The organism is Streptomyces sp. NPDC026417, assembly GCF_055567695.1.
In genome coordinates this window covers 21360-41877 of the sequence record NZ_JBVHPY010000006.1, presented here as the reverse complement: position 1 = coordinate 41877, position 20518 = coordinate 21360, and the positions used below count along the sequence as shown (strand labels likewise).

Below are 20518 nucleotides of genomic sequence, written 5' to 3'. Positions count from 1 at the left end.
ACCCCCCCCCTCCCCCCCCCCCCCCCCCCCCCCCCCCTCCCCCCCCCCTCCCCCCCCCCCCCCCCCCCCCCCCCCCGAGCCGCGTGTCGTCCAGGCCCCCGCCCGGGAGGCGCTGGAACGCGTCGGCCCCCGTCCCACCGCACCGAGCACGCCCGCGCCGCACCGGTCGGCCGCCCCGACGGTCCCCGCGGCGCCGCCACCGGTGCCGCCGCATCCTCGGCACGCGAACCCGCCGCCGCAACGGCACCGGCCCGAGGACCGGGCCGCCGTCCCGCCCGCGCCCCGGACACCACGGAGGAACGCGGACGTGTGCGCGCTCGGGAGGACGTACGGGGGCTGGGCGTCGGACAGCCCCGAGGCCGTCATCTGCAAGGGTTTCTACGGGCGTTGACGACCGCGGGAGCACGGGCGGCAGCCGGCCCCGGCCGTCCGTCGCCGCGACGGGCCCCCGGCCACACGGAAGCGGTCGCCACGCCGGGGCCGGAGGGCGGGGTGCCGTCACCGCGGGGTCGCCTCCCGGGGCGGGGCGCCTTCACCCGGCGAGCTACTTCCGGGGTGCCTCCAACGCCGAGCGCATTCCGGGGTACCCGCACTGCGGAGCGCTTTCCCCGGGTCGGGGTGCCCTCGGGGTCGCCTCCCGGGGCGGGGCGCCTTCACCCGGCGAGCGCCTTCCGGGATGCCTTCACCGCGGACTGCCCTCCCGGGGCACAGCACTAAGGACGCTGCTGCCTCGGCGGTCTCGGCGTCTCCCCCGCGGGGCCACCGGAGGGAGCCGCCCCCGGAGCGCCGCCGGATCCGGGGCCGCGACCGGGCTGCCCGGGGTCGATGCCGTGACCGGACTCCGGGCCGCGACCGGGGCCCCGCGACGGCCCGGCCCCGTACGCAGGACCCACCCCGTACGAGGACCCGGCCCCCCGGGACGGCCCGGGGGCCGACGAGGGACCGGGGCTCCCCTCGGGGCCCTCCGCCTCGCCCAGCTTCCCTTCGAGTCGGCCGATCGCCGCCCGCACCCCTTCCCCGTAGGGGTCGTCGCCGAGCGCGCCGAGCGCGCCGAGCGCGCCGCGGGCCCGGCGCAGATGGCTGCGGGCCGCCCCGGAGCGGCCGAGCTTCACATAGTCGGCGGCCAGGTTCAGATGCAGCGAGGGATAGAACGCGCGCACCGCGAGCGACTCGTGGTGCGCGGCGACCCGTCCGTCGGTGAGCTCCTCCGCAGCCGACAGGGCCCGCAGGTCCCAGGCCAGCTCGTCCGAGGGGTCGTCCTGGGTGTCGGCCATGTAGTGCGCCAGGGTGCAGCGGTGCAGGGGGTCGCCGTCCTGGCCGATCTCCGCCCACAGGTCCAGGAAACGGCCCCGGGCCTCCTCGCGGTCACCGCCGTGATGCAGCATGACGGCCTGTCCGATGCGCGTCATCATGGCGTCCGGCGCCGCCTGCTCCTGCTGCTCCGCCACCGCGTCCTCCCAGCTCGTCGCCCGTCGACCACGACGCTAGCCGCAGGCACCGACAATCACGGTCAGGCGGCTCCGTACAGCGCTGCGCCGCGCCGGTGACGCCCGGACACCCGGGCGCGGCACCGCTCCCCCGTCAGCCGAGGTCCGGGATCCGCCAGTCGATCGGGGCGTGGCCCTGCGCGGCGACCGCCTCGTTGATCTGCGTGAACGGGCGCGAGCCGAAGAACTTCTTCGCGGACAGCGGGGAGGGATGAGCGCCCTTCACCACGATGTGCCGCTCCTCGTCGATCAGCGGGAGCTTCTTCTGCGCGTAGTTCCCCCAGAGCACGAAGACGGCCGGGTCGGGACGGTCGGCCACCGCGCGGATCACCGCGTCCGTGAACTTCTCCCAGCCCTTGCCCTTGTGGGAGTTGGCCTCTCCGGCCCGCACGGTCAGCACCGCGTTGAGCAGCAGCACGCCCTGCTCGGCCCACGGCATCAGATAGCCGTTGTCCGGGATCGGGGTGCCGAGCTCCTCCTTCATCTCCTTGTAGATGTTCCGCAGCGAGGGCGGGGTCCGCACGCCGGGGCGGACCGAGAAGCACAGACCGTGGCCCTGGCCCTCGCCGTGGTAGGGGTCCTGGCCCAGGACGAGCACCTTCACCCGCTCGTACGGAGTCGCGTCGAGCGCGGCGAAGACCTCCTCGCGCGGGGGGTAGACGGGACCCTTGGCGCGCTCCTCCTCAACGAACTCCGTGAGCTCCTTGAAGTAGGGCTGCTGCAGCTGCTCGCCCAGGACGTCGCGCCAGGACTCGGGCAGCATGGCAATGTCGGTCACGTCAACTTCCTCCGATGTGCGGTCACTTCCAGGCCTCAGAACCTACAGGCGACCACTGACAGTCGGCCCCGATCCCCGTCCCGGCACACCCCGGCGCGATCCCGGCTCCCGAGCCGGCGGACGCGCATCCCGACCTTGGTCCGGCTCCCGGCGGCGCGTTCCGACGCGCCCGGCTCGCGCCCTCAGCCCACCCGGCCGGGGCACCCCGCGTCCCGGTGGTCACGCGGCGCCGGTGTCACCAGCTGGTCTTCCGGTGCAGCTCCCACATCGTCATGATCGTCGAGGGGTCGAGCGCCCGCTCGCCGCCCGAGATCTCCTCGCTCGCGGCCACGTACTGCTTGCCCTGCCACAGCGGCAGCAGGCGCGCGTCGTCGACGAGGATCTGCTGCGCCGCCTCGAACTGCTTGACCACGGCCCCGCGGTCGCTCTGCCGGCGCGACTCCGGCAGCAGCACCCCGGTGATCTCGGGCGACTTGTACGGCGTGCCGAGCGCGTTCTGCTCGCCCACGAACGGCGCGATGAAGTTCTCGGCGTCGGGGAAGTCGGGGAACCAGCCGCGTCCGAACACGGGGTACTCGCCCTTGCGGTAGCCGGCCTCGTACGTCTTCCAGGGGCGGCCCTTGACGGTCACCTCGAAGAGGCCGGAGGCGTTGAGCTGGTTCTTCAGCTCCTCGAACTCGGGGGCCGTCTCGGAGCCGTAGCGGTCCGTGGTGTACCAGAGGGTGAGCGGGACGCGCTCGGTGATGCCCGCGTCCGCGAGGATCTTCCGGGCCTTGGACGTGCTGGGGTCCCCGAAGTCGTCGAAGAAGGCCGTCGTGTGCCCGATCAGTCCCCGGGGGACCATCGAGTACAGCGGGTCGACGGTGTCCTTGTAGACCTTGTGGGCGATCGCGGGCCGGTCGACGATCTGGGCGATCGCCTTGCGGACCGCGGGCTTCTTCGCCCACGGGTCCTTCGGGTTGAAGACGAGGTAGCTGATCTCGGTGCCCGCGCCCTCGACGAGCTGGAGACCCTCCTCCTTGGCCCGCTGGCCCTGGAGCGCGACGATGTCCTTGGCGGCCAGACCGCGGAAGGTGACGTCGATCTTCTTCTCCCGCAGCGCGTCGACCATCTGGGCCGAGTCCTGGAAGTAGCGGATGGTGACCGCGTCGTTCTTCCGGTCGGCGAACCCGTCGTAGTGGTCGTTCTTGACCAGCTCGGCCCGCTTGCCCTCGTCGTAGGACTTCAGGCTGTACGGCCCGGATCCGGAGACCTTGCCGTCCTTGCGCAGCGCGCCGGCCGGGTAGTCGTCGGGGTCGACGATCGCCATGGCGGGGGTGGCCAGGACGAACGGGAAGGTGGCGTCCGGCTTGTTGAGGTGGAAGACGACCTCGCGGTCACCGAGCGCCTGGACGCGTTCCAGGCTGCCCAGCAGGCCCGCGGGGCCGCCGGATACGTTGATCTTCCTGATCCGGTCGATCGAGTACTTGACCGCGCGCGCGTCGAGTCGGTCACCGTCGGAGAACTTCATACCCTTGCGCAGCACGCACCGGTAGGCCCGGTTGGAGTCGTCGGTGAACCGGCAGCTCTCGGCGGCGTCGGGCTCGGGCGCGGTCGCGCCGGACGGGTAACTGAGCAGGGTCTGGTAGATGTTGCGGAACAGCTCCCAGGAACCGTCCCAGGAGGCGGCAGGGTCCAGCGTGCTGGGGGCGCTGGTGGTGCCGACGACGATCGGCCCCTTGTCGTCGGAGGAGTCCGCGGACAGGACACCGCACCCGGTCACCATGGATATGGATGTGATGGCCGCCAGCTGACGCAGACATCTGTTCCGGTTGAACACGCGCACGCTCCTCGATCTGCCGTACCAAGGGTCGGCAGACGATACCGCAGTGCCCCGCCGGGGGAACCGGGTATCCGCGGGGCACTTGATCAGGAGGGATGTGACTACGTTGTCATCCCCCTGTCAGCGCCTCGAATGTCGACGCGGGCGCTGTTTCTGTCCATATGCGCGCCCGCGTCGACACGGTCGTCAGGCGACGCCGGCGTTGAGGAAGATGCCGCCGTCGACCACGAGCGTCTGACCGGTCACCCAGTCCGACTGCGACGAGGTGAGGAAGGCCGTGGCGCCACCGATGTCGGAGGGGACGCCGAGCCGGCCGAGCGGGTAAGCGGCGGCCGCCTCCTCCTCCCGGCCCTCGTACAGCGCCTGGGCGAACTTGGTCTTGACGACGGCGGGCGCGATCGCGTTGACCCGGACCTTGGGTGCGAACTCGTGGGCGAGCTGCACGGTCAGGTTGATCATCGCGGCCTTGCTGATGCCGTACGCGCCGATGAAGGGCGACGGGGCGAGGCCGGCGACGGAGGCGATGTTGACGATCGCGCCGCCGTTCTCGCTCTGCCAGGCCTTCCAGGTCTGCTGGGCGAAGCCGAGGGCCGAGACGACGTTGGTCTCGAAGACCTTGCGCGCCACATTGAGGTCCAGCTCGGCGATCGGCCCGAACACCGGGTTCGTACCTGCGTTGTTGACCAGGAAGTCGACGCGGCCGAAGGCCTCCATGGTGCGCTCCACGGCGACGGCCTGGTGGGCCTCGTCGTGGGCCTTGCCCGCGACGCCGATGGCACGCTCGGAGCCGAGTGCCTCGACGGCTTCCTTCAGGGCGTCCTCGTTGCGGCCGGTGATGCAGACGCGGTCACCGCGGGCGATCAGGGCCTCGGCGACGCCGTAGCCGATGCCGCGGCTGCCACCGGTGATGAGGGCGACCTTGCCGGAGAGTTCGGGGAGTGTGGTCATGTCCGTGCCTCCCGGCTTCAGTTGAGGGGTCCGCCGGCGACGTACATGACCTGGCCGGAGACGAAGCCGGCCTCTTCGCCCGTGAAGAAGGCGATCGCGTTGGCGATGTCGTCGGGGCGGCCGACGCGCTGCACCGGGATCTGGGTGGCGGCCGCGGCCTGGAAGTCCTCGAAGTCCATGCCCACGCGCGCCGCGGTCTGCGCGGTCATCTCGGTGACGATGAACCCGGGGGCGACGGCGTTGGCGGTGACGCCGAACTTGCCGAGCTCCTTGGCCAGGGTCTTGGTGAAGCCCTGCAGACCGGCCTTGGCGGCGGAGTAGTTCACCTGGCCGCGGTTGCCGAGCGCCGAGGACGACGACAGGTTCACGATCCGGCCGAACTTGGCGTCCACCATGTGCTTCTGGCAGGCCTTGGACATCAGGAAGGCGCCGCGCAGGTGCACGTTCATGACGGTGTCCCAGTCGGACACCTCCATCTTGAACAGCAGGTTGTCGCGGAGCACGCCCGCGTTGTTCACCAGGATCGTCGGCGCGCCGAGCTCCGCGGCGATACGCGCGATCGCGGCCTCGACCTGGGCCTCGTCGGAGACGTCGCAGCCGACCGCGATGGCCTTGCCACCGGCGGCGGTGATCTTCTCCACGGTGTCCTTGCACGCGGCTTCGTCGAGGTCGATCACGGCGACGGCACGGCCCTCGGCCGCCAGTCGTACGGCGGTCGCGGCGCCGATGCCGCGCGCGGCCCCGGTGACCACGGCGACGCGCTGCTCAGTGGTGGACATTGCTGGTTCTCCTCGCCCTTGGAAAAGCCTGTCGTCATGCCTGTCTCGGCACCCTCGGCGCCCTTGCGGAAGCCTCGGGAGTCCTGAGAAGCCTGCGGCTCACACGGTACGCCCGTCCGGTGAGCGACCGCTTAGTACCCTCGGCAGACGTGACGCTAGAAGCCCTGGCACTCGGTGTCAACGGCACACCGCGTGCATGTGATCCATTACCTCACCAGCAGGTCGAGCAACCGCTCCGCCTCGGCCCCCGGATCCGCGGTGAGTCCGGTGTGCACGGGTCCCGGCTGGACGACCGTGGAACGGGGCGCGATGAGCCACCGGAAGCGCCGCCCGGCGTCGTCGTGCGCGGCCTGGCCTGCCGCCTTCCCACCCGAGCAGACGCCTTCCACGGCCCGCAGCGCGGCCCGGACACCGGCCGCGTCCGCCTCCGGGTCGAGGGCCCGCAGCTTTCCCTCGTCCAGATGGGTGCGCGCGACGACGAAGGACCGGGCCCGGCAGTACACCAGCACGCCCGCGTTGAAGCACTCCCCGCGCTCCACGCGCGGCACCACGCGCAGCAGCGCGTACTCGAAGACGTCCCGCTCGCTCACTTCTCTCCCTTGATGCGCTCGTGGATGTCGGCGGCCCGGGCCAGGAGCGGCTCCGCGTAGGCACGGCGCAGCGCGTCCGCCGAGTCGAAGCCCGGCTCGCCGGCCAGCCACGCCTCGGGGATCTCGGCGGTCACCTCGGTGAGCAGTTCCTCGGTGACGAGGGGCGCCAGTTCCGCCGCGGCGGACGCGACGTCGGGGCCGAACGGGGCGAGGGCGTGGTCGGAGGCGTCGTACGGCTTGGCCGCCGAGGCCCGTGCGCCGGGCCAGTTGTGGTGCCAGATCATGGTGGCGCCGTGGTCGATGAGCCACAGGTCGCCCTGGCGGACCAGGAGGTTGGGGTTGCGCCAGGAGCGGTCGACGTTGTTGACGAGCGCGTCGAACCAGACGATCCGGCCGGCCTCCTCCGGGCTCACCTCGAAGGCGAGGGGGTCGAAGCCGAGGGCGCGGGAGAGGAAGTCCATGCCGAGGTTGGGGCCGCCGCTGGACTTGAGGAGCTCCTGCACCTCCTGGTCGGGCTCGCCGAGCCCCAGCACCGGGTCCAGGTCGATCGTCACGAGGCCGGGCACGCGCAGCCCGAGACGGCGGGCGAGTTCACCGCAGACGACCTCCGCGACGAGTGTCTTGCGGCCCTGCCCGGCCCCGGTGAACTTCATGACGTACGTCCCGAGATCGTCGGCCTCGACGAGTCCCGGCAGCGAGCCGCCCTCACGCAGGGGCGTGATGTAGCGGGTCGCGATCACTTCCTTGAGCATCGCCCCAGGCTACTGGTGAGTTCACGGACGCCGGGCCGGTCCGCCCGGTGCCCGGCCGGGAGATCCGGGGCCGGCCGGATGTGCAGCGGTCCGCACGCCGTTCTGAACAGGGCGCCCGGGCGGGCCGTACCCCTGGGTGGATCGAAGCCGTGTTCGTTGAAGGGAACGTCAGCATGACCAGCGAATCGCTTGAGCCCGCGCCCGTCACGGGACCGGCCCGTCGGACCGTGGTGGCGGCGGTCGGGGCGGCCGGGATCGCCGTCGCGCTGACCGCGTGCGGGTCTGAGGACAAGTCGGCCGGCTCCTCCGAGGTGAAGCCCGGGAGCCAGAACGGCACCGCCTCGGGCGGCGGTGACGCCGCGGGCGGCACGGTCCTGGCCAAGACCGCCGACATCCCGGAGGGCGGCGGCAAGGTCTTCGCGGACCAGGGAGTGGTGGTGACCCAGCCGACGGCGGGCACCTTCAAGGCCTTCTCGTCCAAGTGCACCCACGCCGGCTGCGCCGTGAAGGACATCTCGGACGGCGTGATCAGCTGCCCGTGTCACGGCAGCCGGTTCTCGGCCGCCGACGGCAGCGTCAGGAAGGGGCCGGCGACCAAGCCGCTGGCCGCCGCCGAGATCTCGGTGGACGGGGACGCGATCAAACTCGCCTGAGACTGCGCGCGGCCGGTCGGGGGGCCGGCCGCGCGCTTCGACCCCGCTCCGTGGGGGTCACCTTCACGCCAGGGACGCACGGTGCGCTTGCAACACCGTTGCGCCCAAGCCGCTTGAGCGCGCCCTCCAGCCGAGGCGCTGCGCGGCCTCAACACCGTCGCCTTCGGCGGGACTTCAGGCCCGGGGTGCGCGGCGAGGGCCCCCCAGGCAGGCCAGGACCTCGTCCGTGGTGGTGAGGGTGGCGACCAGGGCGAGCGTGTGGCGGATCATCGCGGGGGTGTAGTCCGAGGGCACGCCCGCGATGGCGTCCGCGGGCACCACGGCCGTGTATCCGCGGTTGACGGCGTCGAACACCGCGTTGGGCACGGCCACGTTGGCGGAGACGCCGGTGACGACGAGGGTGCGGCAGCCCAGGTTGCGCAGCAGCGGGTCGACGTCGGTGCCCGAGAGCGGCGACAGGCCGTGCAGTCGCCGTACGACGATGTCCTCCTCGGCCACCTCGACGGGCGGCGCGACCCGCACCGCCGTGCTGCCCGTGAGCTGCTGCACGGGCAGCCGTCCGGCCGCCCGGAACAGGCGCGCGTTGCGGTTGGCCCCCCGGCCGTCGGGCCGGCGTTCGGCGATCGCGTGGATCACCTGCACCCCGGCCTCGTGGGCGGCGGCGACCAGTCGGGCGACGTTCGTGATCGCCCCGGACGCGCGGGCCTCCTTGGCGAGTTCGGGCAGGGCACTGTCCGGGCCGACGACGCCCTGCTGGCATTCGACGGTGAGCAGCACGGTGGAGGCGGGATCGAGGAGTTCGCGGAGCTGTTCGTACGACGGCATGGCTCCCCCTGGTCACGGACGGCCGGAGCGGGCGAGACTAACGACCATTGCGTGCGGGCGCTAGACGCCCCATGCTGCTTTCCTGACGGAGCGTCAGCCACCGGGGTCCGACGTGCACGTCCGAGAAGAGGGGACCGTATGGCCGTCACTCAGCGCCGGGGCCGGAAGATCATGATGACACCGGACGAACTGGACGAGTTCCTGAGCGGTCAGCGCACCTGCCGCGTCGCCACGGTGTCCGCCGACGGCGCCCCGCACGTGAGCACCCTGTGGTTCGTCTGGGACGGCACGTCGCTCTGGCTGTACTCGATTACCCGCAGCAGGCGTTGGGCGGATCTGCGCCGGGACCCGCGCGTCGCCGTCGTCGTGGACACCGGCGAGGAGTACGGCGAACTGCGCGGCGCCGAACTGTCCGGCACCGTCGAGTTCGTCGGCGAGGTGCCGCGCACGGGCGAGCCGTGCCCCGAACTGGTCGCCGTGGAGCGGCTGTTCGCGCAGAAGAACTTCGGCATCGACGAGCTGCCGCACGACGGCCGGCACGCCTGGATGCGGCTGACCCCCGACGCGGTCGCCTCCTGGGACTTCCGGAAGCTGGCGTCGCTGTAGCCGAGGAGCCCCACCGGCGCCGCCGCCCGCTCAGGCGGCGAGCGCCCGGCCCGCTTCCTGCAGCGCCTCGACCGCCGCCCGGATCGACGGGCGGCGGTCGGCGTCGGCCCGCCACACGACGTACACGTGCCGGCGTACCCGCTGCTTCACCGGGACCATGACGATCCCCTCCGGGACGGGATGACGGCCGAGCAGGGGCGCGACGCAGACGCCGAGACCCGCGGCGACCAGACCGAGCTGGGTGTGCGTCTCCGCGGCCCGATGGCCGATGCGCGGCTCGACGCCCTTGGACCGCAGGGTGAACATCAGCCACTCGTGGCAGAACTCGCCCTGACCCCAGGTGATCCACTCGTCCTCGGCGAACTCGCAGAGGTCCACTTCGGCACGGTCGGCGAACCGGTGCCCGGCCGGGACCGCAACGTCGGCCGGATCGTCGAGGATGGACGCCTTGACCAGTCCCGTGGGCAGCGGCATCGGCTTGTTGTACCAGTCGAGCACCACCGCGAGGTCGAGGTCGCCCCGCACCACTCCGGCGACCCCCGCCTCCGGCTCCAGCTCGGACGAGCGCAGCCGCAGCCCGGGGTGAGCGGCGCGCAGCGCGGCCAGCGCCGCCGGGAACAGCCCCCGGGCCGCGGTGGGAAAGGCGGCCAGGCGCAGCTCGCCCGCCACCTGCCCCCGCTGCGCCTCCAGGTCGGACTGGGCGAGCGCCACCTGCGACAGGATGCGCGCGGCGTGGTCGGCGAGCAGCCGCCCGGCGTCGGTGAGGCGCACGCCCCGCCCGTTCTTGGCGAGCAGTTGCTGTCCGGCCTCGCGCTCCAGCTTGGCCATCTGCTGCGAGACCGCCGAGGTCGTGACGTGCAGTCCCTCGGCGGCGGCACTGACCGAACCGTGCCGGGCGAGGGCATCGAGGGTGCGCAGGCGCTCCAGGTTCAACATGTAAGCAATGCTACGAGATATTGCTTGCAAAATCTCGCTTGTGCTACGAGATTGCCTGCCTCATCGTGGGGTTCATGAGCAGCGTCACCACCTCCAGGCCCGTCGCCCCCGCCTCCGCCCCCGCCCGCCGTCCGGCCCTCGACTGGCGGCTGCGCTTCGGCGTCCTGTCCCTGGTCTGGGGCTTCAGCTTCCTTCTGATCAAGGTCGGCACCGAGGGGTACGCGCCCTTCCAGGTCACGCTCGGGCGGCTGGTGTTCGGGACCGTGGTGCTCGCGGCGGCGATGGCGGTGAAGCGGGAGCGGCTGCCGCGCGGAGCGCGCACCTGGGGCCACCTCACGGTCGCCGCCTTCCTGCTGAACGCGCTGCCCTTCTCGCTGTTCGCCTACGCGGAGCTGACGATCCCGTCCACGCTGGCGGGCATCTGCAACGCGACCTCACCGCTGTGGGGCATGGCCCTGTCCATGGTCGCCCTCTCCGAGGACCGGCCGACCCGGGTCCGGGTCGCGGGGCTCGGGCTGGGTTTCGTCGGCGTACTGACGGTGCTGGGCGCCTGGCAGGGGTTCAGCGGTCTGGACGCCAGGGGCACCGCGATGGCGCTGGCGGCCTCGCTCAGCTATCCCGTCGGCTGGATCTACCTCCGGCGCACCCTGGCCGGGTCGGGCAACTCGCACCTGGCGATGACCGGCGCGCAGCTGTTCCTGGCGACGGTGCAACTGGCCTTCGTCACCCCGCTGTTCACCACCTTCCCGGCCCGTTTCCCGCTGGTGCCGCTGCTCGCGATCGCCGCCCTGGGCGCGCTCGGCACGGGGCTGGCCGTACTCATCCAGTACGGCCTGGTCGCCGAGGTCGGGCCGACGACGGCGCAGATGGTCACCTACTTCATCCCGGTCATCGCCACCGGCGCCGGTGTCGCCATCCTGGGCGAGTCGCTGACCTGGTCGACACCGGTCGGCGCGGTGATCGTCCTCGCGGGAGCGGCCCTGACCCAGGTCAAGCCGCGCCGCTGACCCGTGCCACATCCCGGACGCCGCACGGCACTGCGGCTCCCGGACGCCGCACGCGCCGCGGCACCCCCGGACGCCACGCAAGCCGCCACACCCCGGACGCCCCACGCACCGCGGCACCCCCGGACGTCACGCGTCACGCCGCGCCCCCGGGACGACTCCAGGGCCGTGACCCGAGCGGCCCTCAGACGTAGCGGCGCACCGGGGTGGGACCGAGCGCGGAGGCGACGGCGTCGGCCACCGGCCCGATGTCCTCCGCGGTGAACGTGGAGACGGTGATCCGGATGCCGGGCGGTGCGCTCATCCGGAAGCGGGCGCCGGGCGCCACGGCCCAGCCCGCGTGCAGCAGCCGCGCCACCACTCCCGTCTCGTCCGGGACGGGGATCCACACGTTCATTCCGCTGCGCCCGCGGGCCTCGACCCCGCGCTCGGCAAGGGCCGCGATCAGCGCCTCCCGGCGCCGCCCGTACGACGCCGCCACCGCCTGGGCGTCCACCGCCCCGGCGGACCACAGGTGGGCCACGGCCCGCTGCAGCAGCAGGCTCACCCAGCCGGGCCCCAGGCGCTGCCGCCCGTGCACGCGGTCGACGGTGACCTCGTCCCCGGTCAGGACCGCGAGCCGGAGGTCGGGACCGTAGGCCTTGGCGACGGAGCGGACGAGGGCCCAGTGGTCCGTGACCCCGGCCAGCGGATGCAGCGGCAGGTCGACGATCCGGTGCCCGTGGTCATCCTCGACGAGCAGCGTGCGCGGGTGCGCGCGGAGCACGGCGCGCAGGGCACGCGCGCGTGCGGCGGTCACCGAGGCGCCGGTCGGGTTCTGCGCCCGGTCGGTGACGATCAGGGCGCGCGCACCGGACTCCAGCGCCCGGCGCACGTCCTCCGGGAGAGGACCCTCGTCGTCGACGCCGACCGGGACCGTGCGCAGGCCGAGGGCGGGCACGAGGTCGAGGAGACTGCCCCAGCCCGGATCCTCGACGGCGACGGCGTCACCCGGCTTGAGATGAGCCGCCAGCACCCGCTCGATGGCGTCCAGCGATCCCGAGGTCACGACGACGGGCCCGTCCGGTACCGCGTCCGCGTCGAGGCCGGCCCGGGCGAGCCGCGCCAGCTCCGGATCCACCGCGTCCTCGCCGTACATCACCGGCGCGCGGTCGGCCCGGGCCGCGGCGGCCGCGAACGCCCCGGCGAGGGCCGGCAGCAGCGCCGGGTCGGGGTTGCCGTCGGCCACGTTGCGCACGCCGGGCGGCACGCGGACGCCGATGTGCTCCCGCCCGGTGGTGGCCGGCTTGGAGCGCACGCGACTGCCGCGGCGGCCCGCGGTCTCGATGACACCGCGCTCGCGCAGCGTTCGGTAGGCGGCCGCCACGGTGTTGGGATTGACGCCGAGTTCGGTCGCCAACTCCCGCATCGGCGGAAGCAGTTGCCCTGGCTCCAGCTCACCGGCACCCACGGCACGCTCCACGCTCGCGGCAATCTCGGCTGCGCGGCTTCCCTCGATCCGATACTCTCCTAGCACAAACCAGATTATGCACTAGTACAATGGAGAGCGCAATGCCGGAGACGAGCACCCAGACCGGGACGACGCAGCCCGCTGCCTACACCCCGACCGACCGCACCGTCCCGACCCGCTCCCGGGAGCGCGCGGCCTACGACCACGAGATGGTGCACTCGATACTCGACGAGGGGTACGTCTGCCATCTGGGCTTCGTCCGCGACGGCGCCCCCGTCGTACTCCCCACGCTCTACGGCCGCGTCGGCGAGCGGCTCTACCTGCACGGCTCGACGGGCTCGCGTCCGCTGCGGATGACGGGGCAGGCGGACCCCGGGCTGCCCGTCTGCGTGACCGTCACCCACGTCGACGGCCTGGTCCTGGCCCGGTCCGCCTTCCACCACTCGATCAACTACCGCTCGGTCGTGGTGCACGGCGTCGCCCACCAGGTCACGGACCCGGACGAGAAGAGGGAGGCCCTGGACGCCCTGGTGGACCACGTCGTGCCCGGCCGCTCCCACGACTCCCGGCCGGCCAACGCCAAGGAGCTGGCCGCGACCGCCGTCATCCGCATCGACCTGAACGAGGTCTCCGCGAAGCTGCGCACCGGCGGCCCGAACGACGAGCCGGAGGACCTGACGCTCCCCCACTGGACCGGAGTGGTCCCCCTCGCCAAGGGGTACGGCACCCCGGTCCCGGCCGCCGACCTGGATCCCGGTGTCGGCCTGCCCGACTACCTGACGACGCTGTGACGCACGGCCGCCGGTGACACCGGGGAGTCGGCGGGCGGGCGACGGGACGCCGTCTCCCGGCCCGCCCGCCGACTCGGCGGCGGACGACGCCGACGGCACGCCCGCCCGCCCACTCGGCCTCAGACGAGGGCCCGCTCCGGTGCCGTGAGCGCACGCCCGGCCGCTCCCGCGCCCCGCGCCTCGGCCACCGCGAGGCCCGCGACGGAGCCCAGCATCACCAGCGTGCCGAGGAGGGTCGCCGCCGTCAGGTGCTCGCCCAGCAGGGCGACCGCGAGCACGGCGGCGCTCACCGGTTCGAGGAGCATGATCACCGAGACCGTCGCCGACCGGACCGCCGCGGCGCCCGCGAAGTACAGCGCATAGGCAAGGGCCGTGGGAACCGCGGCGATGTACACCAGCAGCACCAGGACGTGCCCGGGCCGTCCGGTGTGCGGGAGCAGCCCCTCGGCCAGCGCGAAGGGCAGCAGGCAGACGGTCGTCACGCCGAACGCCCACACCGTCGTACCGGAGGCATCGACCCCGCCGTGGCGGCCCCACCAGCGCGTGAGCAGCGTCATCAGGGAGTATCCGGCCGCCGACACGACCGCGAGCACGACGCCCCAGGGCCGTACGGCCCCACCGCCGCTGCCGAGCACGAGGACCGCGAGACCGGCGAGCGCCCCGGCGACGGCGGCGGCACCGCCGCGTCCGAGCCGTTCGCCCATGGTCAGCCGGGCGCCGAGCGCGATGAGCACGGGACCGGCCCCGAGCGTGACGACGGTCGCCACGGCCAGTCCGGTGACGCCGACGGCGGCGAAGTAGGCCGTCTGGAAGACGGCGAGCCCGAGGCCCGTGACACCGGTCCGCAACGCTGTACGGCGCAGCGGTTCGCGGACCGCGGGCGCCGGACGCGGCCGCAGCAGGCGCAGACCGAGCAGCAGGACGAGTCCGCCCGCGCAGCGCCAGAAGGACAGGGCGACCGGTCCCATGTCACTGGCCCCGTAGACCAGCGAGGCGGCCGCGCCCGCGGTGCCCCAGGCGGCGCCGGCGACGATCAGATAGAGCAGGCCCCGCCCGACGGGCAGGCCTGAAGCGGTGTGCGACACGTGTTCTCTCCGCAGAGGTGCAGAAGCTCGGAAAAGGACCACGTCGCCACAGGCGCGGCACCCGGCTCAGGGGGTACGGCGGCGGCCGTGCCGGAGGCACGGCGCGGGCTCATGGAGTGGTCCTCGGACTTCGTCTGCGGGCAGCACCTTTCCGCCCGGCGGTGCGCCGGGGATGGATCCGGGGGCCCGCCTCAGGCGGCCGGGGGCGGGAGAACGAGTGCGTCCGAGTGCATGAGCAGCACCCTAGGCGGCCGTGCCGCGGGCGGACAACTCCCTTTCGGCGCCGCCGCCGCCGGCGACCGGACCCTCCGGCGGCTTCGCGGGCGCCGACGACTGGGCGATGAACGCGCCGACCAGCACCACCGCACCGCCGACGATCTGCGGCAGCGACAGGTGCTCGCCGAGCAGGACCCACGCGAGCACCGTCGCGACGACCGCCTCCAGACACGCCACGACACCCGCCACCTGCGGCGACAGCTTGCGCACGGACACGACGCCGGTGACGTAGGCGACGACGGTGGCGATCAGCACGATCCAGCCGAGCAGCAGCGCGGCGGCGACGGAGGTGCCGTCCATCGCGGCGCTCCCTCCGAGCACCGACCAGTCCATGGTCCAGGGACGGGCCACTGCGGTCAGGACGAGGGCACCGACGAGCAGCCCGTAGGCGATGACGCCGAGCGGGTCGGGGGCCTCGGCGCCGGCGTCGCTCCCCTGGTCCGACAGGACGAAGTAGCCGACCTGGCAGCAGGCGGCGCCCAGCGCGAGCAGCAGGCCGAACAGGTCGAAGCGGAGTCCCGACCACACTTCGACGACGCACGCGAGGCCGCCGACCGCGAGCACGACGCCCAGGGCCGCCGCCCGCGTCACCGGCCGCCGCTGGACGAAGCGCACCCAGCCGAGCACGAGGGCCGGCGCGAGGTACTCGACGAGCAGCGCGACGCCCACGGGGATCCGGGAGATCGCGGCGAAGTAGCAGGCCTGGACGCCGGCGACGGCGAGCAGCCCGTAGCCCGCGAGCAGGGCGGGACGCCGCCGGACCAGGGCGCGGTGGCGTACCGCCAGCGGCAGCATCACCAGGGCGGCGCCGGCGACCCGCAGCCACACCACGTGGAGCGGGTCGAGCCCCGCTTCGATCAGCGGCTTGGCCGCGACACCCGATCCGCCGAAGGCGACCGCCGACACGAGGGCGAGGCCCAGTCCGACACCCCTGCCCGGGTGATGCTCACTGCTCCGAGACGTACGCACCGGCACATGATGACAGGCGCCGTCATGAGCGTCACCCCCGATGACACCTGTCTCAACTTCTGGACCGGCCCGGGGTGTCGTACGGCGGTGCGGCCGGCCCTCGGTGCGCCGGCGAAGGACATCCCCGTCAGCGCCGACCCTCGCCGTGGCAGCGAAAGGGCCTCCGGTTCAGCGCCGGCGGTGCTCAGCCTGCCGGGGAGAGGGCCACGCGACGGCGCCGGTCCTCGGCGTTCCGGCGAAGAAACCATCCATCAGCCCCGGTGCCGGTGCTCAGCGTGCCGGCGAGAGGGCCACGCGACGGCGCCGGCCCTCGGCATTCCGGCGAGAGAGCCACACGTCTCAGCGCCCGGCCTCGCCCACGCCGCCGACGCACTCCTCGCGCCCCGCGCCGGTGTCGATGCGCAGCAGCAGCGCCTCGGGGTCGACGCCCGCGCGCCTGAGCACCTCGACGGCACGCGAGTCCGGGTCGGCGACCAGCGCCGCGAGCAGATCGAGCCCGCGCGCCCGGGACTCACCGCGGAGCCCGGCGCGCGCGCAGGCACCGTCCATCGCCCCGGCCGCCACCGGCGACCAGCCCGCCGCGCCGGGTGTGGTCACCGGTGCGGCACCCGAGTCCTCGACGGCACTCTGCCAGCGCAGCCCGTATCCGATGCTGCGCTGGACGAGATAGCCGAACAGTCGCGCCAGTTGCGGCCCGCTCTCGAAGGCGGCGCGCACCTCGGGGTCGGACTCCAGGAGCGTGTGCAGCAGATGGGCCGTGTCGATCTGCCGGTCACCGTCCCGCAGCGCCCTCCTGCGGGCACCGGCGACCACCGGGGCGAGCTCGGCACCGAGCCCGGCGTCGGAGCGGGTGCGGCTCGGCTCCTGTTCGGGGGCCGGATGCTGGAGAGGACCGTGTGACACTCCTTCACCTCATCAGCCCGCCGGGCGGAGGGCATCCCCGGCGGGAAGCATCTTGCCGTCCGACACAGGGTGGGCATCCCCACCCGGCGTCTCCTCCCTACGGATGACATCGCGCCGTTCCTCCCCCTCCGGCGCGCGCCGCCTTGCCCTGCGCCCCGCGGGCAACCGGGCCGCTCCCGCGTACGTCCGATACGGACATGGAGAGCGGGGCTTGGCTGGTGGCCCTGCCGGCGATCGACGGCAGGCAGTACGTGTACCGGGTGTACGCGCCCGGGGACGCGCTGCTCGCCGACCTGTTCTGGGAGGCATGGCACTGCCACGACGAAAGCGGCCTGCCGCGCGCGTGCGACCGGTTCGACTCCGCGGTGATTCGGCGGGTGGGGCAGGTTCCTCGCCCACGCGATTCCTGACGGTTCATCAGTATTGAATGTTCCGGCCCCTCCGGCTACGTTCCGCGACACCGTCTTCGCTGCGTCCGGCGCAGCGCCCGACACGAAGGGGTGGTCGCATGGCCGAAGTCAGCGCGGAGGCACGGATCGAGGCACCCGCCGAGAAGGTCTGGGCGCAGCTCACGGACTTCTCGTCGTACGGGGAGTGGAACGCCACCCACACGAGCTTCCCGAAGGGCGGCCCCGAAGTCCTCGCGGTCGGCGGCACGTTCGCGGAGAACATGAAGCTCATGGGCTTCCCGGCCGAGGTCGACTGGACGATCGAGGACCTGGAACCGGCCCGCACTCTCGCCATTCGCGGCAAGGGCCCGATGGCGGTCACCGTGGCCACCCGCTACACGCTGATCCCCGACGGCGACGCGACGACGGTCCGTATCGACGGCGAGTTCACCGGCGCGGCCGTCTCGCTCATGGCGGGCAAGCTCAAGGATTCGGCGACGGCGGCGCTCGACGAGTCCCTGCGCAAACTGGCGGGACTCGTCACCTGAGCCGCGCAGCGCCCCTCCAAGGCTGCCGCGGCCGTGTGGGGTGGGTGCCGGCACCTCAAGTCAGCCGCGAGGCGGGCTGGGTTTCCGGCGTGAACGACACGGGTGGAGCTGACGCAGCAGACACACAGCCGAGAATGGTCGAAGCAAGGAATTCCTTCACCTGCCGCGGGACTGGACGACGATGTCCAATGACGCCGTCCGTTGAGTCGTACGCTCGGTGTGTGACGACGGGCTGCATCCGAAGGCGCGACAGCCGCAGGCTTCCGACGCGCGGACTAGACCGGAGTGAGATGCTTTCGTCGCACTGTTCTCGAATCTTGCTCAGAAGATCCACAAGTGATCCTTCAGGGCGTCAGAAGCACCGTAGATTCCTCCTGACCCGCCTGACCAGGCGAAAAAGTAGGGGGAACACATGCGACAAGCGCCTATGCAACGCATAGTCATTGCGACTGCGGCTGCGGCTCCAGCTTCAACCATTGCCAGCACCGCGAACGCGGCAGAAACCGGAAGCGAAGACGCGGCACCCCGCAACTGTCTCTGCCGAGCAAGTCGCCACCCAGGAGACAGCCGACAGCGCCATAGAAGGCTCCCCAATGTCGACCGACGAGGTAGCCGCAGAGAACGCGCTCGACGCCCTGCCCGATGTGAGCGACGAGGGCACCGTTGGACCCAGACGCTGTACGGTTCCTGGGGCTACAAGGTGGGCTGGACCAAGTACGCGACCAGTTCGGATCGTTGCGGCAAAGTGAAGCTGGGGTCAGGCACCGCCAACCTGCCGACTGAGGGGACCGGTTGGCGCTACTGGACAACGAGTTCATGAAGCTCCGACACAGGAGCACGGGCCGCGGTCCGGCCATTTGCGCTTCCCTGCTGGCCCTTGCTCTGGCCACCGGTTGCACCAGCGATTCATCAGGACCGAACGCCCCCGCATCGCGTGCAGCTGGGGAAGTGACTCCGCCCGCCTCCAGAGCTGATGACGAGCAGAGGCTCGGCAAGCAGGCAGAGAAGGCGCTGGGTACGGAATCGATCGACGACAGCGACCCCTTGTTCGTCGAGTCCGGTCTGGAACGCGTCAGCGACGGAATCCATACCCAGTCGGAGATGCCGCCGGGACGCTCCTTCACACTCGCGGTCGTCTGCGCCGGAAAGGGAAGGATCGCTCTTTCCGTCGCCACCAGGAGTTCGGTCCACCAGACCGTGGACTGCGACGGAGTCCCTGTTCGCCACCGCATCACGGACCCGCCGGCCAAGCTCGTCATCGATACCGAGAGCGTGTCCGGAGCCACCGGCATGGTGGCCTGGCGCGTCACCAGGGCCGACTAGCAAGGCATGCCGACAGGGGCACGCCGGGCAAATCCCGTCCGGCGTGCCCCTGTCGGCGATGTACCACCGCGGGCCGTCAGTCCTCGTCGGCGAGGATCAGGTACAGCTTCTTGCGGGCTTCGTTGATGACCGCCAGCGCCTTGTCGCGCTGGTCCTTGCTGCCGGTCTTCCAGACCTGGCCGAACGCCTCCATGAGGCCGAACCCGGCCTGCCGGATCTCGCTCAGCGCCTCCCAGTCGACTCCGCGCCCGGCTTCCTCCCAGGGCGCGTCGGGACCTTCGCCGGCCGCGGTGCGGCCCGCCTCGGTGAGCGAGAACAGCTTCTTGCCACCCTCGGTCTCGCTGATGATCAGGCCCTCGTCCTCCAGCAGCTGGAGGGTGGGGTAGACCGAACCCGGGCTGGGCTTCCACGCCCCGCCGCTGCGCTCGGCGATCTCCTGAATCATCTCGTAGCCGTGCATGGGCCGGTCCTTGAGCAGGGCCAGGATGGACGCGCGCACATCGCCGCGCCGCGCCCTGCCCCGCGGACCGCCCCGGCCGCCCCGCCCACCCCAGGGACCCGGACCGAAGCCCGGTCCGCCGAAGCCGGGACCGCCGGGACCGAAGGGGCCGAAAGCCCCGCGCCGCCCCTCGAAGCCGCCCCGACCGTGATGGCCGGGTCCGCCGTGGTGTCCATGTCCGTGTTCGTAGCCGAATTCCTGTCCATGGGAACGCATCGCCATCACTCCATTCCATCGTTGACCGGTCGCGATGCGTCAACGATATATCGGAATAGTTCGCGTGACAAGCCGCCCCCCACCTGGCTCCCCCCGTGGGCCCGGCCCGGCTCCTCCTCGGTCCGACTGTCGGTGCCCTCCCCTAAGGTCGGCCGCGTGACCGAGCCCTCCTACCTCGCGGCGGTCCGGGAGTCGTACGACACCGTGGCCACCGATTACGCGGCGCTCGTCAGAAGCCCGGCGGAGCTGGACCCCCTGTCGCGCGCACTGCTCGCCGCGTTCGCGGAACGTGCGCGGGCCGCGAACCTCGGGCCGGTCGCCGATCTGGGGTGCGGCCCCGGCAAGGTGACCGCGTACCTGGCGGACCTGGGCCTGCCCGCGTTCGGCATCGACCTGTCACCGAAGATGACCCGGCTCGCCCGGCGAGCCCGCCCCGACCTCCACTTCACGGTGGGATCGATGACCGCGCTCCCGCTCCGGGACGGCGGCCTGGGCGGCATCCTGGCCTACTACTCCACGCACCACACGCCCCCCGCCGTACTGCCGACCGTGTTCGCCGAGTTCCGCCGCACCCTCGCGCCAGGCGGCCGGCTGATGCTCGCGGGGCATGTCGGAGACGGCGAGCGCCTCCAGCCGACGCGGGCCTACGGCGGCCACCCGGTGTCGTACGAGTCCCACCTCCTGCCCGCGGACCGGATCGCGGGCCTGCTGGAGCGGTCCGGGCTCACCCTCACGGCGCGCGTGGTGCAGGAGCCGGACGGAAGTTCGAAACGAAGGGTCGCCACGTTCCTGGCCCACCGGCCCTGAGGGCAGAGGCCTTCGGCGCGGCCCAGGGCCCCCGCCCAGCACCCCCGCGTCCTGCGCAACGCTCGCCGGGGCGCGTCCCCGC

The 20518-nt window shown here is 72.5% G+C and carries 21 protein-coding genes and 1 pseudogene; 8 read left to right on the top strand and 14 right to left on the bottom strand.

Going from position 1 to position 20518, the window contains the following annotated elements:
- Positions 1 to 938: 938 nt before the first annotated feature.
- From ACZ4NT_RS11520 to ACZ4NT_RS11490, 7 genes and pseudogenes are all read right to left on the bottom strand, one after another.
- A pseudogene (locus tag ACZ4NT_RS11520) lies at positions 939 to 1448 on the bottom strand (hypothetical protein); the annotation flags it as partial.
- A 133-nt stretch (positions 1449 to 1581) separates the two neighbouring features.
- Positions 1582 to 2265 carry a uracil-DNA glycosylase gene (gene ung / locus ACZ4NT_RS11515; RefSeq protein WP_121404546.1) on the bottom strand — a complete coding sequence of 228 codons (684 nt, stop codon included), beginning with the start codon at positions 2263 to 2265 and terminating at the stop codon, positions 1582 to 1584.
- A gap of 235 nt (positions 2266 to 2500) precedes the next feature.
- A complete protein-coding gene (locus ACZ4NT_RS11510) occupies positions 2501 to 4084 on the bottom strand; it encodes an ABC transporter substrate-binding protein (protein ID WP_183116908.1) in 1584 nt (527 codons plus the stop codon).
- 189 nt (positions 4085 to 4273) lie between these two features.
- Positions 4274 to 5035 (bottom strand): SDR family oxidoreductase, encoded by a 762-nt coding sequence (locus ACZ4NT_RS11505; RefSeq protein WP_121404544.1) that lies wholly within the window; start codon positions 5033 to 5035, stop codon positions 4274 to 4276.
- Between the two features lie 17 nt (positions 5036 to 5052).
- Positions 5053 to 5814, bottom strand: coding sequence for a 3-oxoacyl-ACP reductase FabG (gene fabG, locus ACZ4NT_RS11500; RefSeq protein WP_121404543.1), 762 nt, complete (start codon positions 5812 to 5814; stop codon positions 5053 to 5055).
- 206 nt (positions 5815 to 6020) lie between these two features.
- Positions 6021 to 6404, bottom strand: coding sequence for a DUF3037 domain-containing protein (locus tag ACZ4NT_RS11495; RefSeq protein ID WP_121404542.1), 384 nt, complete (start codon positions 6402 to 6404; stop codon positions 6021 to 6023).
- Positions 6401 to 7156, bottom strand: coding sequence for a HipA family kinase (locus tag ACZ4NT_RS11490; protein WP_121404541.1), 756 nt, complete (start codon positions 7154 to 7156; stop codon positions 6401 to 6403). The genes ACZ4NT_RS11495 and ACZ4NT_RS11490 overlap by 4 nt, the downstream gene beginning before the upstream one ends.
- Before the next feature lie 173 nt (positions 7157 to 7329).
- Between ACZ4NT_RS11490 and ACZ4NT_RS11485 the strand changes: the two genes are divergently transcribed.
- Positions 7330 to 7809, top strand: a complete 480-nt coding sequence (locus ACZ4NT_RS11485; protein ID WP_467724886.1) for a Rieske (2Fe-2S) protein — start codon at positions 7330 to 7332, stop codon at positions 7807 to 7809.
- 174 nt (positions 7810 to 7983) lie between these two features.
- On the opposite strand, the gene ACZ4NT_RS11480 is transcribed toward ACZ4NT_RS11485, so the two are convergent.
- A complete protein-coding gene (locus tag ACZ4NT_RS11480) occupies positions 7984 to 8634 on the bottom strand; it encodes a cysteine hydrolase family protein (protein ID WP_121404539.1) in 651 nt (216 codons plus the stop codon).
- Between the two features lie 138 nt (positions 8635 to 8772).
- On the opposite strand from ACZ4NT_RS11480, the gene ACZ4NT_RS11475 reads away from it, so the two are divergent.
- Positions 8773 to 9240: a pyridoxamine 5'-phosphate oxidase family protein gene (locus ACZ4NT_RS11475; protein ID WP_121404538.1), complete on the top strand. Its 468-nt coding sequence runs from the start codon at positions 8773 to 8775 to the stop codon at positions 9238 to 9240.
- A 30-nt stretch (positions 9241 to 9270) separates the two neighbouring features.
- Here ACZ4NT_RS11475 and ACZ4NT_RS11470 read toward each other — a convergent pair whose 3' ends face one another.
- A complete protein-coding gene (locus ACZ4NT_RS11470) occupies positions 9271 to 10176 on the bottom strand; it encodes a LysR family transcriptional regulator (RefSeq protein ID WP_121404537.1) in 906 nt (301 codons plus the stop codon).
- A 74-nt stretch (positions 10177 to 10250) separates the two neighbouring features.
- Here ACZ4NT_RS11470 and ACZ4NT_RS11465 point away from each other — a divergent pair, with 74 nt between their 5' ends.
- Entirely contained in the window at positions 10251 to 11183 is a 933-nt protein-coding gene (locus tag ACZ4NT_RS11465; RefSeq protein ID WP_183116907.1) for a DMT family transporter, read from the top strand.
- 181 nt (positions 11184 to 11364) lie between these two features.
- Here the strand turns inward: ACZ4NT_RS11465 and ACZ4NT_RS11460 are convergent, their stop codons facing one another.
- The gene (locus ACZ4NT_RS11460; RefSeq protein ID WP_121404535.1) at positions 11365 to 12696 is read right to left on the bottom strand and encodes an aminotransferase class I/II-fold pyridoxal phosphate-dependent enzyme; all 1332 of its coding nucleotides are present in this window, start codon (positions 12694 to 12696) and stop codon (positions 11365 to 11367) included.
- Between the two features lie 23 nt (positions 12697 to 12719).
- Between ACZ4NT_RS11460 and ACZ4NT_RS11455 the strand changes: the two genes are divergently transcribed.
- Entirely contained in the window at positions 12720 to 13421 is a 702-nt protein-coding gene (locus tag ACZ4NT_RS11455; protein ID WP_467724882.1) for a pyridoxamine 5'-phosphate oxidase family protein, read from the top strand.
- Positions 13422 to 13540: 119 nt separating this feature from the next.
- Here ACZ4NT_RS11455 and ACZ4NT_RS11450 read toward each other — a convergent pair whose 3' ends face one another.
- From ACZ4NT_RS11450 to ACZ4NT_RS11440, 3 genes are all read right to left on the bottom strand, one after another.
- Entirely contained in the window at positions 13541 to 14506 is a 966-nt protein-coding gene (locus ACZ4NT_RS11450) for a DMT family transporter (RefSeq protein WP_121404533.1), read from the bottom strand.
- 243 nt (positions 14507 to 14749) lie between these two features.
- Positions 14750 to 15757: an EamA family transporter gene (locus ACZ4NT_RS11445; RefSeq protein ID WP_467724880.1), complete on the bottom strand. Its 1008-nt coding sequence runs from the start codon at positions 15755 to 15757 to the stop codon at positions 14750 to 14752.
- A gap of 333 nt (positions 15758 to 16090) precedes the next feature.
- Positions 16091 to 16654 carry a peptidase gene (locus ACZ4NT_RS11440; protein WP_467724878.1) on the bottom strand — a complete coding sequence of 188 codons (564 nt, stop codon included), beginning with the start codon at positions 16652 to 16654 and terminating at the stop codon, positions 16091 to 16093.
- Positions 16655 to 16851: 197 nt separating this feature from the next.
- On the opposite strand from ACZ4NT_RS11440, the gene ACZ4NT_RS11435 reads away from it, so the two are divergent.
- The 3 genes from ACZ4NT_RS11435 (at position 16852) to ACZ4NT_RS11425 (ending at position 18914) form a co-directional block, all read left to right on the top strand.
- Entirely contained in the window at positions 16852 to 17064 is a 213-nt protein-coding gene (locus ACZ4NT_RS11435; protein ID WP_467724876.1) for a hypothetical protein, read from the top strand.
- Between the two features lie 98 nt (positions 17065 to 17162).
- On the top strand, positions 17163 to 17591 hold the full coding sequence (locus ACZ4NT_RS11430; RefSeq protein ID WP_121404531.1) for a type II toxin-antitoxin system Rv0910 family toxin: 429 nt from the start codon (positions 17163 to 17165) through the stop codon (positions 17589 to 17591).
- 948 nt (positions 17592 to 18539) lie between these two features.
- Positions 18540 to 18914: a hypothetical protein gene (locus tag ACZ4NT_RS11425; RefSeq protein ID WP_467724873.1), complete on the top strand. Its 375-nt coding sequence runs from the start codon at positions 18540 to 18542 to the stop codon at positions 18912 to 18914.
- A 76-nt stretch (positions 18915 to 18990) separates the two neighbouring features.
- On the opposite strand, the gene ACZ4NT_RS11420 is transcribed toward ACZ4NT_RS11425, so the two are convergent.
- Positions 18991 to 19629, bottom strand: a complete 639-nt coding sequence (locus ACZ4NT_RS11420) for a PadR family transcriptional regulator (RefSeq protein ID WP_121404530.1) — start codon at positions 19627 to 19629, stop codon at positions 18991 to 18993.
- Positions 19630 to 19785: 156 nt separating this feature from the next.
- Here ACZ4NT_RS11420 and ACZ4NT_RS11415 point away from each other — a divergent pair, with 156 nt between their 5' ends.
- Positions 19786 to 20436, top strand: a complete 651-nt coding sequence (locus tag ACZ4NT_RS11415; protein WP_467724871.1) for a class I SAM-dependent methyltransferase — start codon at positions 19786 to 19788, stop codon at positions 20434 to 20436.
- The last annotated feature ends 82 nt before the right edge of the window (positions 20437 to 20518 follow it).

Bases quoted from the DNA above. Each gene is read 5' to 3' on its own strand.
- ACZ4NT_RS11435 (WP_467724876.1), top strand. From the start codon at position 16,852: ATGGAGAGCGGGGCTTGGCTGGTGGCCCTGCCGGCGATCGACGGCAGG.
- ACZ4NT_RS11420 (WP_121404530.1), bottom strand. From the start codon at position 19,629: ATGCGTTCCCATGGACAGGAATTCGGCTACGAACACGGACATGGACAC.
- ACZ4NT_RS11470 (WP_121404537.1), bottom strand. From the start codon at position 10,176: ATGTTGAACCTGGAGCGCCTGCGCACCCTCGATGCCCTCGCCCGGCAC.
- ACZ4NT_RS11475 (WP_121404538.1), top strand. From the start codon at position 8,773: ATGGCCGTCACTCAGCGCCGGGGCCGGAAGATCATGATGACACCGGAC.
- ACZ4NT_RS11485 (WP_467724886.1), top strand. From the start codon at position 7,330: ATGACCAGCGAATCGCTTGAGCCCGCGCCCGTCACGGGACCGGCCCGT.
- ACZ4NT_RS11465 (WP_183116907.1), top strand. From the start codon at position 10,251: ATGAGCAGCGTCACCACCTCCAGGCCCGTCGCCCCCGCCTCCGCCCCC.
- ACZ4NT_RS11505 (WP_121404544.1), bottom strand. From the start codon at position 5,035: ATGACCACACTCCCCGAACTCTCCGGCAAGGTCGCCCTCATCACCGGT.
- ACZ4NT_RS11430 (WP_121404531.1), top strand. From the start codon at position 17,163: ATGGCCGAAGTCAGCGCGGAGGCACGGATCGAGGCACCCGCCGAGAAG.
- ACZ4NT_RS11455 (WP_467724882.1), top strand. From the start codon at position 12,720: ATGGAGAGCGCAATGCCGGAGACGAGCACCCAGACCGGGACGACGCAG.
- ACZ4NT_RS11480 (WP_121404539.1), bottom strand. From the start codon at position 8,634: ATGCCGTCGTACGAACAGCTCCGCGAACTCCTCGATCCCGCCTCCACC.
- ACZ4NT_RS11490 (WP_121404541.1), bottom strand. From the start codon at position 7,156: ATGCTCAAGGAAGTGATCGCGACCCGCTACATCACGCCCCTGCGTGAG.
- fabG (WP_121404543.1), bottom strand. From the start codon at position 5,814: ATGTCCACCACTGAGCAGCGCGTCGCCGTGGTCACCGGGGCCGCGCGC.